The organism is Arcicella sp. GW821-FHT09D11 (genome assembly GCF_059416265.1).
In genome coordinates this window covers 383,133-397,524 of sequence record NZ_JBWKOV010000004.1, presented here as the reverse complement: position 1 = coordinate 397,524, position 14,392 = coordinate 383,133, and the positions used below count along the sequence as shown (strand labels likewise).

Genomic DNA, 14,392 nt, shown 5'->3' with positions numbered 1-14,392 from the left:
TCCTTAATCATATCGTGATAATATTGAAATACACAAAACACATTTTTGTAAGTTGCTTTATCTCAGGCATTGTTTTATTAGCCTGCTCACATCAACCCAAGCAATTAGCTAAAAAAACCTCCTCTGACATTTCCATCAGAAATGATAGCATTGCGAAGCTATTTGATCCACAAATAGCTGTCAGAAAAGCGAGTAAGCTTGATACTTTTTTCAAAAAATTGCATAAACTGAATGGATTTAATGGAGCCGTTTTGGTTTCTCAATACGGAAAAATTATTTACAAGAAAGCCTTTGGCTATGCCAATTTTTCGAGCAAAGATACCAACAGTACTCAAACGCAATTTCAGTTAGCTTCGGTATCCAAACAGTTTACAGCAGTTGCTATCATGCAATTACACGAAAAAGGATTGATTGATTACGATGACCCCGTTTATCAATACATTCCGAATTTTCCTTACGACCCAAGTATTACCATTAAAAGCTTGTTGTCGCATAGTTCGGGCATTCCGAATTATGTGTACTGTTTAGACAAAATTGTCAATAAAAAAGTACCCTTGACAAATAGTCAGATAGTCGATTTGTTTGCTCGTTATAAGCCCGGTATCAATTATTATCCCAATACCAGATTCAACTATAACAATTCAAACTACGCTTTGTTAGCTTATATCGTCGAGAAGCTCTCGGGGATGAACTTTAGAGAATATGCCAAACGAAATTTATTTGCACCCGCGGGTATGTCAAGAAGTTTTGTGTATGACCCTAGCAAGCCCGAATTGAACTCCACAGCAGCCATTGGTTATACTCCTCGTCGCAGAGGTTTTTGGCCAGTACCATTCGACCACCTTGATGGCGTAGTGGGCGACAAAGGAGTATATTCAACCGTGGAAGACTTGTATAAGTGGGACATGGCTTTGAACAGCGAGAAATTAGTAAAAATGACGACACTGAACGAAGCTTTCTTGCCAGTGCATTCTTTTAAAAACTTACTCACCAAAAACTACGGCTATGGCTGGCGCCTTCAACTATTGGATGATGGCACTTGGCTGACCTTCCATACGGGCTGGTGGCATGGATTTAAAAACTATTATATGCACAATAATAGAGACAATTCATCTATCATTATTCTACAGAATGTTTCCAACAGGGCGTTAGGTAGAATAAAAGTAGCGCAATCTATTTTATATCCAGATAAAGCATGGTATTTTATGAGCGGAGAAAACATGCCTGGCGAATTAGAAATAGAATAATTTGGTAAGAATTACTCAATAATAAAGTATTAAAAAAGTCGTTAAATCATAAAAAAAAGCTAATTTTAGAGGGACAAAAACCTTTATGAAAATTACAAAAAACATGAGAATCTCAAAGTTACTCCTCCATTCCTTTTGCTTGTTGTTATGTCTTTCATTTTCTGTAAAGGCACAGAGTGAAGACGATGCTATCAAAACTTGTGTAAATAATTATTTGGATGGTGTTTTAAAAGGTGATGCAGCCCGCTTGAACCTTGCTTTTCACCCAACGGCTATGCTCAGGACTGTAAATACGAATACAGGCGCTTTGCAAGATATTCCTGTGGCTAAATTTATTTCGACGACTCCTGCTGGAGGAATAGAAACAAAAGGAGGTTCGACAAAACTAGTTGGATATTCATACATTGGGGTATCTGCCTTAGCAACCGTTGAATTACGTTTCGGTGATTTTAAATATGTTGACTTATTGAGTATGCTAAAATTTGGCAACGATTGGAAAATCGTTAGCCGTGTTTTCAGCCGTACAGACTTGGATACGCAAGCGAAAGGAACTGCTGCTTCGGCAAGCCCAGTAGCTGCTACGAACAAACCAGCCGTAAAAAAATCATCTGCGGCCAACGTAAAACCAAAAGCTGATGATGGTTGGTAGGTCAACAAAAATATAATTCTTGAGAAGCCCGTGAAATTCATGGGCTTTTTTTGTAGAATCGCAAAGGCTAAAACAAACTCTCCTTTGCGTAAAAACCTAATAATTCCTAACTTTGCAAACTCAAAAAGAAAAGGTAGCAATCACAATTAAAAATAGAAATGGGAAGAGCATTTGAATTTCGTAAAGCAAGAAAATTTAAGCGATGGGGACAAATGGCAAAAACATTTACCAAAATCGGTAAAGATATTGTCATTGCAGTAAAATCGGGTGGACCAGACCCTCATTCAAATTCACGTTTACGGGCCATTATCCAGAATGCCAAGGCAGTAAATATGCCGAAAGACAATGTGGAGCGTGCTATCAAAAAAGCATCATCTAAAGAGCAAGAAGACTATAAAGAGATTGTGTATGAAGGATATGCGGCGCATGGTGTTGCTGTATTAGTAGAATGTACTACAGATAATACCAATCGTTCTATTGCCAATATCAGAAGTCATTTTACTAAATGTGGAGGTAGCGTAGGTACAACAGGGATGTTAGATTTTATTTTCGAACGTAAATCTGTTTTCAAAATCGCTAAAACGGCTGAAATAGACGTTGAAGAATTAGAATTAGAACTAATTGATTACGGTGCTGACGAGATTTTCTTGGATTTAGAAACCAATCAAGTAAACATCTATGGAGAATTCACAGCCTTTGGAGCTATCCAGAAGTTCTTGGAAGAAAAAGGTTTTGAATTATTAGGTGCTGATTTTGAAAGAATTCCAAATGATACCAAAGAACTAACGGAAGAACAAATGGCCGATGTTGAAAAACTAATCGAACGTTTGGAAGAAGATGACGATGTTCAGAACGTGTATCATAATATGAAATAGTTTTCTTCATACATTCATTGAACATAAGTCATCTCGAGTTTTAACATCAAAAAGAAGCGGTCAAAAGTGAGTTTTGACCGCTTCTTTTTGATTAGTATTTCCCGAATTCCTACTGTTTGAGCGAAGCGAGTTTAGGAATTCTTGATTTTTTTGTTACTTTTTGTATCAAGACAAAAAGTAAGAAGTAGAACAAGTCCAAAACTGTAAAACCCTTTAACTTTACGAATTTAGATAGAATTATGGATGCCCATGTTTCCTTTCATACAACTATTACCTTTTAAAGGCAAATGCGATATTTTATAGAATGCTCATATAAAGGCACAAATTATTGTGGTTGGCAAGCACAGGAAAACTCCCGTACTATTCAGGGAGAGATAGAAAAAGTACTGTCTATTTTATTAAGAAAACCGATTGAAATTGTAGGAAGTAGCAGAACTGATACGGGCGTTCATGCCAAGCACCAAACGGCCCATTTTGATTTAGAAGAAGCCATTCCGAATCCAGCGAATATCGTTTACAGAATGAACAAAATGCTTCCTTTTGATATTTCAATCTTAAACATTTTTGAAGTAGCAGATGATTATCACTCTAGGTTTGAGGCAAGTTCACGAAAATACGAATATCATATCTCCCGAAAGAAAAATCCATTCTTGATAGATTTATGTTATCAATTCACGCCTGAATTGAACATCGAAGCCATGAACGAGGCCTGCAAATACTTTTTCCAGTACATAGACTTTGAATGCTTTAGCAAATTGCATTCGCAGGTATTCACTTTCAACTGTACCATCATGGAAGCACGTTGGGAAGAAAGAGAAAATGGTATCTTGGTATTTCACATCAAATCAAACCGTTTCCTCAGGGGAATGGTAAGAGCCATCGTCGGAACGTTGATTGAGGTAGGAATGGGCAAAATCAGTATCGAAGACTTTGAAAAAATCATTCAATCTAAAAATCGCCAAAAAGCTGGTGGTGCTGCCCCTCCGCAAGGACTATTTTTGATGGAAGTTAATTATTAGACAGGCTTTCATAAAAATCAGGTATTCAAGAATATTTTTATCCTTGAATACCCAAAACATTACTCAAGGATAAGTTTTTTAGAGATACTTGTATCGCTATTATTAAAGATGACAATATAATTTCCCTTCGCTAAATGACTTAAATCGATTTGATGCTTATCGTGTTGTTTAATTGACTCTTCTAATAATTTGGCACCTCTAAAATCAATGATTGAAATTTGTCCACTTACCGATTTCGGAAAGTCAATTATCAGAAGTCCTTTATTCGGATTAGGATATAATTTCAAACCCAAATTTTGCTCCTCCTCTACCCCCAAAACTGATTGTGTAGTAACAGTCAACATAGCAGCATACAGTGACTCTGTTTTATCTCCAAAAGCCTTTAAACGATAATAATAATTCGTTTTTTCGGTGAGTGGCATATCCAGAAAATCAGTTCTTGAAGCATCTAATTTGGCTAACTCCGCGTAGCTCCCTGATTCAGTCACTTTTCTTTCTAACACATAACTAGTCGCATTAGGAATGCTCTTCCATGAAATTTTAGCAATGCCATAGGCTACTGATTCAGCTTGTAACACAGGGGTTGCTAATAATGCAGGAGTCTTACTTTCTACAGTAGTATATAATGATTCTGTCAGATTTCCGATGGCTTTAATCCTGTAAGCATACGTGGTATTAGGCGTTAAATCTTTATCCACTAACGTCAACTGATTGGCAGGTTGGGTACTCAATAGTTTAAAATCTTCTGTACCTACTTTTCTTTCAATCTGATAAGCAGTTGATTGAGTAACAGCTTGCCATGAAAGACTCAGGGAATTGTTATAAACAATGTTTACAGCCAATGCAGGTGTGGCTAAATAAGCAAGCGTTTTAGCTTCGGCATTCGCGTACAGCGACTCCCAATAATTGCCCACTACTTTTATGCGATAGGTATAAAGCTCTCCTCCTTTCAAAGATTTATCTTCATAAACCAAGATATTAGCACTCAATTGGGCAATCTGTTGAAAAGCTGTTGACGCAGTTTTTCTTTCTATAATATAGCCATTAATGCCTGCGATAGCCTCCCATTGTAATTTTATCGTTTCAAAATTAGTAGCCACAGCATTTAGCTTAGTAGTAGGAACTTCCTCTAATTTGAATTCATAAAAAGAAAGTGCCCTCAACCCTTTTTTATTCGTGATGTATGGACCAGTATAGGGATAGTCGGGACTGGTGGGTTCTATAAAGGAAGGCAAATAAGATATTTTAGTAGCCGAGCTACTCGTCTTTAATTTTAAGATTACTTTATTCCCGACAGTCGTGCCGCTCACTACATTGCCCGCGACACCATCCAAATAGAAGAAATCTTTCATCAAAAGATTCCTTGTTTTCTCGTTCCAAGTAAGCTCCTGCCCCACTGGAAAAGTGATAGTTATTTCACTTTTATCGGCTTGAGAAAAGTACGCCTTTCGGACGTTAGGAGCATCTATATTATCCGTATTTGATACATTATAAAAATCACGACCAGCCAACCAGCCTAATTCTATAGCATTCTGGGTATAGCCTTCTGTAGTATAATGTAACCCATCAAAACCTGCTGTACCTATGGAAGCCACCACCTGTAGGTTCTGATATTTATCAACCAAAGCTCTTTGGGTTTCTCGCACTTTGGGAGCTTCGCCCACAGCTGGATTGATAATGTCTATTTGATAGACGTAGAGTTGTTTAATAGACGGTAAATCTAGTTTCAGGTTCTTATAAAACGTATCGAAGTATCCTCCAAAATCAGCCCCTTCACCATAAGCTTCCGTTTCTCCTTGTCTGTAAATTAGTGCTTTAACATATTTGTCTACCCCTGCTTTTTGCAAACGATATAGCATTCTACCATAACCATTGTTCAAATCTGCGGGGTTGGATGCCGTACGATTGGCATGCTGACGAGCAGAAGACCAGTGAAAGCCTGCATTAATCAAACAAGTAGGGATACCAAAATTATCTAATATGTATTTCTGAAATTGATAGCCAAGCGTTCCTACATTTTTGAAATATACTTCTTGGTTAGATAACGTCCATAGCGTATCGGCTGGATTATACGCTTCCACATTATAAGTGCCTGTTATTTTACCGAAGGTTCTACAAAATTCATTCGTTTGGGTTTCTGAAAAAAATGCAGTAGAGTTTGATTGCCCCGTAATTACATACACATCGCCAGCGACTACATTTTCTCTGGTAACCAAATCCAAGGAATCTGTTCCTTTTACAGCAAATATTTTAAAGTCGTATTCCGCTTTTTCGGCTTTAATCACAACAGGCGTAAAGGCAAAAGTACCTAGACTATTCTTATAGCTAACAGGGGCTCTTTGATAGGCAATTAATTGCTTATTTCGATATACTTTGAGGGAAAAATATGACCAGCCTTCCAGTTCTATTCTTCCAGAGATAGGAACTGAGGCTTCGTTTTTTTCATTTCTTGGATAGAGCTGATAGCTTTGAGGGAGGTTATCAAAAATAGTAGCGTAGAAACGCTGAGCAAACCCAACATTGCCACACAAAACTATCATAAATAGGATAAAAGCTTTTTTCATAAATATTATATCATTGATTTAGACAACTACAGGATAACATTATGTTGTATATTGAACTATAAATTTATAAACATAATCTTATAGTTCAATATCAAGACTATTGTTGACAGCAAACTCTTAGTCACTAGGGAGGGACTTAAGTCCCTCCCTAGTGACTAAGAGTTTGACTTTGTTGGTGTTCTCAAACCGTGTTCTGTGTGCCACAGAACACGGTTTTCAAATTATTGAACTGAACTTATTCAATAGCTTTCTTCACCTCATTTAATTTCAAAAGTGCTTCGATTGGCGACATCGCATTGATGTCAAGGTGTTTTAATAGCTTTTCGATTTTTTCAAATTTAGGATTAGCTTCGCCTCCGAAAATATTCATTTGGAAATTCTGTTTAGGCATATCTCTAATTGTCTGGCGATGCTGTTCTTTTGAGCGATTTTTTTCTAGTTCAACCAAAATCTCACTTGCACGATACACCACTGGCTGTGGAATACCTGCCAACTGCGCCACATGAATACCAAAACTATGTTCTGAACCACCTTCTTTTAGCTTCCGCATAAAAATTACTTTGCCGTTGATTTCCTTTACTGAAACATTAAAGTTTTTGATTCTTGGAAAATCATTCGCCAGTTCGTTCAATTCATGATAGTGCGTAGCAAAGAGTGTTTTAGGACGATAATTCGCATGATTATGCAAATGTTCAGCAATTGCCCATGCGATAGATACGCCATCATAGGTACTAGTTCCTCTACCAATCTCATCCATTAGCACAAGACTTCTATCTGACAGGTTATTCAAAATACTTGCCGTTTCAGTCATTTCTACCATGAAAGTCGACTCCCCTTTTGAAAGGTTATCGCTTGCTCCTACTCTGGTAAATACTTTATCGACAACCCCAATTTTAGCTTCACTAGCAGGCACAAAACAGCCAATTTGTGCCATTAACACAATAAGGGCCGTCTGACGTAAGAGGGCAGATTTACCCGCCATGTTGGGTCCTGTGATAATGATAATCTGTTGGCTTGAATCATCCAGAAACAAATCGTTTGGGACATAATTTTCTCCTAAAGGCAATTGCTGTTCAATAACTGGATGGCGACCGTCTTTAATAACAAGTTCTTTACTATCAGACACTTGAGGTTTAGCATAATTATTTTTCTCCGCAATTTTCGCAAAATTCGTCAGTACATCCAATACAGCTATGATTTTAGCATTCTGCTGAATCTGATGCACATAATCGTTTGCGACATTGACTAATTCATTAAAAATTCTGAATTCAATCACTGCAATTTTATCTTCTGCACCCAAAATGGTTTCTTCATATTCCTTTAGTTCGGGGGTAATGTATCGTTCGGCATTCACTAAAGTTTGCTTACGAATCCAATCGTTCGGCACTTTATCTTTATGGGCATTGGTCACTTCCAGATAATACCCAAATACTTTATTGAAAGAAACCTTTAACGACGAAATTCCTGTACGCTCTATTTCACGATTTTGTAATTGTAATAAAAAGTCTTTCCCCGTATGAGCAATGCCTAAAAGCCTGTCTAGTTCTTCATCTACCCCAGCCTTAATCATACATCCTTGGTTTGTCACAATTGGCAATGATTCGTCACGCAACTCATTTTCAATTTTATCTAACAAAAACTGACAAGGATTCAACTGGTCGGCATACTTCCGTAACATCGTTACATTGGCCGTCTGAGCCGATTTTGTTTTGTCTTCAGAATGCACTGAATTTATCAATAATTCCCTAATAGGTTCTATACGCGACAAGGCTCTTTTTAAGGTAGCTAGTTCACGCGGATTGATTCTACGAACAGCTACTTTTGAAATAAGGCGTTCTAAATCTCCAATGGGTTTTAGCTGTTGCTCAATAAATTCACGCAAATCAGTATTTTCTTTGAAAAAGGAAACCGTTTCTAAACGCTCTTGAATCAAAGATTTTTCTTTCAAAGGTAATACTAACCATTTCCTGAGCAACCTCGCTCCCATCGGAGTCATGGTTTGGTCAAGAATTTGAATCAAGGAAATACCCCCTTCTTGTTGGGCAGAGACCAATTCTAAATTGCGGATAGTAAACCTATCCAACCACACATATTTTTCTTCTTCCAGTCGATTGATTCTGGAAATATGGCTTACCTCTTTATGTTCTGTTTCTGCCAAATAGTGCATCACTACCCCCGCGGCAATGATACCTTCTGCCAACGACTCTATCCCAAAACCTTTTAACGAATTGGTTTTGAAATGATTCGTTAGCAATGGATAGGTAAAATCACGGGTAAACGCCCAATCATCAATGCCGAATGTATTGAACTTATCACCAAACAACGCAGTAAATTCTTGTCGGTTCTTCTTACAAAAAAGCACCTCTGATGGGCCAAAGCTTTGCAAAAGCTTTTCGATATAAGCAGGGCTTCCTTGCGAACAAAGGAATTCTCCCGTAGAAATATCTAGGAAAGCAATCCCTATGATTTCCGAAGAAAAAGAGGAAAAACTGATAGCCGCTAAGTAGTTGTTTTGCTTGGTATCAAGCACATTATCGTTATACGAAACCCCTGGGGTAACCAATTCGGTCACGCCCCTTTTTACAATGCCTTTGGCAGTGGCAGGGTCTTCTAGTTGGTCGCAAATAGCTACACGTTCACCCGCACGGACTAAACGTGGTAAATAAGTATCTAAGGAATGGTGTGGAAAACCAGCCAGATGGTCGTCGGCAGTTCCGTTATTTCTACGCGTAAGCGTAATACCCAAAATCTTTGAAGCACGCACGGCATCTTCTCCAAAAGTTTCGTAAAAATCACCTACTCTGAATAATAGTAATGCTCCGGGGTAACGCGCTTTTATTTGATTATACTGTTTGGCAAGGGGTGTTTCGTTAGCTTTTTTGATGGATTTAGTTGTGTCGTCAGTATTTTTAGAAGGTCTTGCCATGTGATTATTAAAAAAAATCAATCTGTATTATTTGCTCAAAAAGTAGGCTGAACATCAATGATTGAAAATCAAATTAACTATTGAAGATGAATAATGTATATGTTTTTACAAAAATACAAACTTGCGGCTAAGACTTCTAAAAAGTGGGAAAAGAATTGAAGAATATTGAAAAAATGCACTATATTGAAATTGATTTAATAAGTAATATATTTCTTAAATAGATTATATTCTTATTCTTAAAAAATATATAACATTTTGATTAAAATCAGTTATAAACCGCTTAATCATTGATTTTAACCCAAAAATGTATATTAAATTAATCTTACAAATTTTTCTATTTCAATAAAAACCCATAGAAATTTTAATTTAGAATACCGTCTAAAAATAACATACTAACCATAATTTATACTATAATATCCGCCTTATTATGAAATCAGAAAACCTTTGGCCAGAATTTTCTCTGAATAAACCCGTACGCAGTCCTAAAGTAGTTTTATTAGAACAAGCTAGTTTTTTAGAACAAATCACCCAGCAAACGATTAAAGCAAGTATCAGGAAAACGATTGAAAACAATAGTGGCATCATTAAGTATATCTTTGAAATAGAAGCCCCAGATACTAAAATTCTCAATTCAAAAGGATATCAGTATTCACTATTAACAATCGAACAAAAATCGCTGTTTTTCTATCCTTGCAGTATCTATTTAGATTCAACCTTATATTCTTCAGCCATAGAAACAGAAGAAGCTTTGACGAAGCATTTGAAGGAGATTTTTAATAGTGTTAAGACTCAGAATATCATTTATACCTTAATCTCATTGAGTATACATGGGAATGATTTATAAAAATATGGGATACCGAATTTTTCTTTAAATAATGAGCTTTTATAGATTTTATCCTATCTCGTTGTCCTTACTTTTCTTGTCTTGATACAAGAAAAGTAACAAAAGAAAATCAAGAATTCCTAATCGCAACGGCGACCCGTCTCGCTTCGCTCAAACAGTAGGAATTCGTTGTCCATCAATCACAAAAAAGTGGTCTAAAACTAATTTAGACCACTTTTTTATAATTTTTAAATTAAGGGTAACTCATATTCAAATTATTTCCTCAAAATCTGCATAAACACTTCATCCAATCTTGAAGCCATGCTGACTTTGATTTTATAGTTATTTACATCCAAGCCTTTGGCATTAAACTTTGAAATCCATATTTCTTTAAAACCTAATTTTTCGGCTTCGGAAATACGATTTTCAATGCGATTTACCGCCCTGATTTCTCCACCTAGCCCTACTTCTGCCGCAAAACAAATGGTACTCGGTATAGAAATATCTTCGTAAGAAGATACGATAGACGCACAGACTGCCAAATCAATGGCAGGGTCTTCTACTTTCAAACCTCCTGCAATGTTCAAGAAAACGTCTTGATTGCCCAATCTAAATCCTCCTCTTTTTTCCAATACTGCCAACAGCATATTCAATCGTTTGGCATCAAACCCTGTCGAGCTTCGTTGTGGTGTGCCATAAGTAGCGATAGAAACTAGCGATTGGGTTTCTATTAACAACGGGCGATTGCCCTCTAGCATAGCCCCGATGGTAATTCCAGAAAAGTCTTCATCCCTTTGCGAAATCAAGATTTCGGAAGGATTAGATACCTCTCTTAATCCCGAATTGAGCATTTCATAAATGCCTAGTTCAGACGTACTTCCAAAACGGTTTTTGGTAGTGCGTAGAATCCTATACGCCAAATGGCGGTCGCCTTCAAACTGAAGGACGGTATCTACCATGTGTTCTAATACCTTCGGACCAGCCAACGAACCGTCTTTGGTGATATGTCCTATGATAAACACAGGCGTGCCTGATTCTTTTGCGAATTTCATTAATTCAGCCGCACATTCTTTTACTTGCGACACACTTCCTGCTCCAGCTTCGATAAAAGATGATTGTAGCGTCTGGATAGAGTCGATAATCAAAATATCAGGTTCAAAAGTCTCTACTTGCTTAAAGATATTTTGAGTTTGGGTTTCTGTCAGGATAAAGCAATTATCACTTTTGTTTTCCAACCGTTCTGCCCGCATCTTGATTTGATGTTCTGATTCCTCTCCAGAAACATATAATACTTTGTAGTTATCAAGCATCAAGGCAATTTGGAGCATCAACGTCGATTTCCCAATGCCCGGTTCACCGCCAATCAGGATTAAAGAACCTAATACGATGCCTCCTCCTAATACCCTATTTAACTCTCTGTCTTTTGTTAAAATTCGGTCTTGTTCCTGATAATTAATCTCTTGAATAGCCCTAGGTTTTGATGCTACTTTCAACGAAGTAGACACTTTCCAAGAGCCTTTTGTGGGTTCATCTTTCTGTACTACTTCTTCTACGAAGGTATTCCATTCACCACAAGCGGGACATCTACCCAGCCATTTAGGAGCCTGATTCCCACAGTTTTGACAGAAAAATGAGGTTTTTACTTTTGCCATATTTACATTTAACACACTCATTATCAACAGATAACAAGAATTATAATTTCTTAATTAATCCTGCGCTAGGACTATACTCACATTTATTTGTCAATTACTTATTTAAAATCAAAAATACCTACCGATTACTAAATTATATTAAAAAAAATGAAGAATAAAGTACTTCTTGTCTAAAATATACCGTTATATTGTCGTTGAAACAAACTCTTACTTATGATGAAAAGAAAAATCTTATTACTCCTCGTCCTATTTTGTTTGACAAAAACCAGCAGTGTTTTTGCTCAATTTACCTTCGGTATCAAAGGTGGTGTAAACTTTTCTCAATTAAAAACTGATTTCAAAAATCAGTCGGCTGGGGCAAATCTACAACAAAGTTTAGATACAAAAACGGGTTATGTTGGTGGCGTATATTTCCGCATTGGGAACACGATATTTTTACAGCCAGAATTAATTTTCTCGGCAAAGGGTGGAAGCATGGACTTTAATTCAAAAAAAGTAAACGTTGATTACACAAGTATTGATGTACCTTTATTGATTGGCTATAAGCTTGGACCTCTTCGTCTGAATGCTGGGCCTTTAGCGTCATTTAAGGTATCAGAAAGTATTGGGGATGACTTGAAAAACTATTCAAGCAGCATCGGAGAATCATTCAAAAATGCCTCTTATGGGTATCAGGCAGGTGCAGGTTTAGACATTGGCTCATTATCAGTAGATTTACGTTATGAAGGTAGTCTTTCAGACATCTCAAATGTAGTCGATTTATCAAAAAGCATTAACTATTCACAAAAAGGAAGCCTTTGGCAAATGACTATTGGGCTTAGAGTATTCTAAGTGTTTTGTATTGTATAGTGATAGTAAAAGTGTCAGATTTCATGGTAAATATGCCTGAGATTTGACACTTTTTTATTGCTGTCTTCTTTCAATCAATGGCTTTTCTTACTTTTGTATTTAGAACATGTTTGAAAATTATATTTCGTTTATATCCAAAAAGCAATATTTCCTTTCCAAAGTCCTTACTTTTCTTGTCTTGACACAAGAAAAGTAACCGCAGCGGCGGACCGCAAAAGAAAGTCAAGAAATTCCAATCGCAACGGCGACCCGTCTCGCTATCGCTCAAACAGTGGAATTTCACTAAATGCTGACGCCTAGATAGGATAAAACTTTAAAAAATAAATCTTTTCGAAATTTAAACATACTCTAAGCAAAATACTATTTCCCAATAGCCAAGCACCGATTCAGGTATAAACTTAGCATTTTGAAAAAATGTTATTGATTTAGACTTGATAAGTGATTACATCAATATTTTGAGTATTTTTAAGAAAACAAGCCAAAGATATCATGGAAAATTTTCGGATAGAAAGTTTAGAAATCAATAAAATAGGAGCTTTTGAGCATCTAAAAATGGACTTTCCTAAAAAGACTGACCCTGAAAAAGCTGAAATTCATATTTTGACTGGTCAGAATGGGACTGGGAAGAGTACGATTTTAATGTTGTTAGCAAGTATTGCCGATAAAAATAATGATGATAGCATTTATAAAAGAAGTTGGAACTTTAGAAAACCATTCAATCCAACAATTGAAAAAGTTAATTATACCGTTGAATTTCCACTTTCACATCCTTTTCTAATAAATGAAACAAATCAAATTGAAATTACAATCCCGTTAAGAAGTCGTGTTAAGAGATTACAAGAAATAGATTCTAATGCAACTTTTCAATACGAAATCCCCTCTTGTGCCTTTTTTGCTTATACAAGTAATCGTTATATTGTTGATATTGAAATAAATGCAATGGAAGAGATAACAACTCATCCTTTAGTAAATGCTCTCCAATTCAATAAGAACATAGACCCAAAAACATTAATTCAATGGATTGCAAATATTAAAACTAAAGAATTTATTGCAAGAGGGAAAAATGATATTGTAAAAGCTGATAAATATAAAGAGTCTGTTCAACGAATTGAAAGTACAATAAGCTCAATAACCTCAAGCAATATTATATTTGACTTTGAATATGACCCCCTTAGTATTTCTATAATTATTGATAACCAACAATTATCATTTGATACTTTGCCAGACGGCTTAAAATCATTGATTTCTTGGATCGGGGATTTATTGATGCGATTAGATAGAATGGTATGGGAAAAAGATTTGCCAATCTTCGACCGAAACTTCATCCTCTTCTTAGACGAAATAGAAGTACATCTTCACCCAGCTTGGCAACGTAAAATTTTGCCTGTCGTTCAAAAGCTCTTTAAAAATGCACAGATTTTCATTTCTACGCATTCTCCTTTTGTAGTGGGTTCTGTGGATGGTGCTTGGGTGCATAAATTAAAGAAAGAAGGCGCTTATGCGGTTTTGGATGGCGAGCCTGTTTTAACAGAGGATGCTGAGAGTTACGATACTATTTTAGAAGAAGTTTTTGGTATTAAAGAGCGATTTGGTAAAGACATTGAAGTACTACTCAAAGAATTCAGAGAAATCACAAAAGAAATTTTAAAAGGTAATGAAGCAAGGTTAGAAAGATGGCAACAAATTATTTCAATCTTTCAAAATCAAACTAGACCTGACGAAATTATGTCTTTCATTACTCCGCAAATACATCAAATTAACAGAATTCGTAAACAAGTTATCGCCTAG

At 36.3% G+C, this 14,392-nt stretch carries 10 protein-coding genes; 7 read left to right on the top strand and 3 right to left on the bottom strand.

All coding sequences use genetic code 11. The features are described from left to right. The first annotated feature begins 23 nt into the window (after positions 1-23). The 4 genes from AC07N0_RS14480 (at position 24) to truA (ending at position 3,790) form a co-directional block, all read left to right on the top strand. Positions 24-1,247 carry a serine hydrolase domain-containing protein gene (locus tag AC07N0_RS14480; protein WP_494589732.1) on the top strand — a complete coding sequence of 408 codons (1,224 nt, stop codon included), beginning with the start codon at positions 24-26 and terminating at the stop codon, positions 1,245-1,247. A 103-nt stretch (positions 1,248-1,350) separates the two neighbouring features. Next, a complete protein-coding gene (locus AC07N0_RS14475; protein ID WP_494589731.1) occupies positions 1,351-1,896 on the top strand; it encodes a nuclear transport factor 2 family protein in 546 nt (181 codons plus the stop codon). 158 nt (positions 1,897-2,054) lie between these two features. Next, positions 2,055-2,771, top strand: a complete 717-nt coding sequence (locus AC07N0_RS14470; protein ID WP_492803507.1) for a YebC/PmpR family DNA-binding transcriptional regulator — start codon at positions 2,055-2,057, stop codon at positions 2,769-2,771. Between the two features lie 287 nt (positions 2,772-3,058). Beyond that, entirely contained in the window at positions 3,059-3,790 is a 732-nt protein-coding gene (gene truA, locus AC07N0_RS14465; protein ID WP_492803505.1) for a tRNA pseudouridine(38-40) synthase TruA, read from the top strand. 59 nt (positions 3,791-3,849) lie between these two features. Here truA and AC07N0_RS14460 read toward each other — a convergent pair whose 3' ends face one another. Both AC07N0_RS14460 and mutS read right to left on the bottom strand, forming a co-directional pair. Further along, on the bottom strand, positions 3,850-6,354 hold the full coding sequence (locus tag AC07N0_RS14460) for a T9SS type A sorting domain-containing protein (protein ID WP_494589730.1): 2,505 nt from the start codon (positions 6,352-6,354) through the stop codon (positions 3,850-3,852). Positions 6,355-6,589: 235 nt separating this feature from the next. Beyond that, positions 6,590-9,280: a DNA mismatch repair protein MutS gene (gene mutS, locus AC07N0_RS14455; RefSeq protein ID WP_494589729.1), complete on the bottom strand. Its 2,691-nt coding sequence runs from the start codon at positions 9,278-9,280 to the stop codon at positions 6,590-6,592. A 427-nt stretch (positions 9,281-9,707) separates the two neighbouring features. On the opposite strand from mutS, the gene AC07N0_RS14450 reads away from it, so the two are divergent. Further along, positions 9,708-10,124 (top strand): hypothetical protein, encoded by a 417-nt coding sequence (locus AC07N0_RS14450; RefSeq protein ID WP_494589728.1) that lies wholly within the window; start codon positions 9,708-9,710, stop codon positions 10,122-10,124. Positions 10,125-10,378: 254 nt separating this feature from the next. On the opposite strand, the gene radA is transcribed toward AC07N0_RS14450, so the two are convergent. Then, positions 10,379-11,755, bottom strand: coding sequence for a DNA repair protein RadA (gene radA, locus AC07N0_RS14445; protein WP_494589727.1), 1,377 nt, complete (start codon positions 11,753-11,755; stop codon positions 10,379-10,381). 213 nt (positions 11,756-11,968) lie between these two features. Here radA and AC07N0_RS14440 point away from each other — a divergent pair, with 213 nt between their 5' ends. Both AC07N0_RS14440 and AC07N0_RS14435 read left to right on the top strand, forming a co-directional pair. After that, positions 11,969-12,586, top strand: coding sequence for a porin family protein (locus AC07N0_RS14440; RefSeq protein ID WP_492803498.1), 618 nt, complete (start codon positions 11,969-11,971; stop codon positions 12,584-12,586). Between the two features lie 507 nt (positions 12,587-13,093). Further along, positions 13,094-14,392: an AAA family ATPase gene (locus tag AC07N0_RS14435; protein ID WP_494589726.1), complete on the top strand. Its 1,299-nt coding sequence runs from the start codon at positions 13,094-13,096 to the stop codon at positions 14,390-14,392.

Excerpts from the sequence above, each read along its gene's own strand:
- AC07N0_RS14475 (WP_494589731.1), top strand. The coding sequence starts at position 1,351 with ATGAGAATCTCAAAGTTACTCCTCCATTCCTTTTGCTTGTTGTTATGT.
- AC07N0_RS14470 (WP_492803507.1), top strand. The coding sequence starts at position 2,055 with ATGGGAAGAGCATTTGAATTTCGTAAAGCAAGAAAATTTAAGCGATGG.
- truA (WP_492803505.1), top strand. The coding sequence starts at position 3,059 with ATGCGATATTTTATAGAATGCTCATATAAAGGCACAAATTATTGTGGT.
- AC07N0_RS14460 (WP_494589730.1), bottom strand. The coding sequence starts at position 6,354 with ATGAAAAAAGCTTTTATCCTATTTATGATAGTTTTGTGTGGCAATGTT.
- mutS (WP_494589729.1), bottom strand. The coding sequence starts at position 9,280 with ATGGCAAGACCTTCTAAAAATACTGACGACACAACTAAATCCATCAAA.
- AC07N0_RS14450 (WP_494589728.1), top strand. The coding sequence starts at position 9,708 with ATGAAATCAGAAAACCTTTGGCCAGAATTTTCTCTGAATAAACCCGTA.
- radA (WP_494589727.1), bottom strand. The coding sequence starts at position 11,755 with ATGGCAAAAGTAAAAACCTCATTTTTCTGTCAAAACTGTGGGAATCAG.
- AC07N0_RS14440 (WP_492803498.1), top strand. The coding sequence starts at position 11,969 with ATGATGAAAAGAAAAATCTTATTACTCCTCGTCCTATTTTGTTTGACA.
- AC07N0_RS14435 (WP_494589726.1), top strand. The coding sequence starts at position 13,094 with ATGGAAAATTTTCGGATAGAAAGTTTAGAAATCAATAAAATAGGAGCT.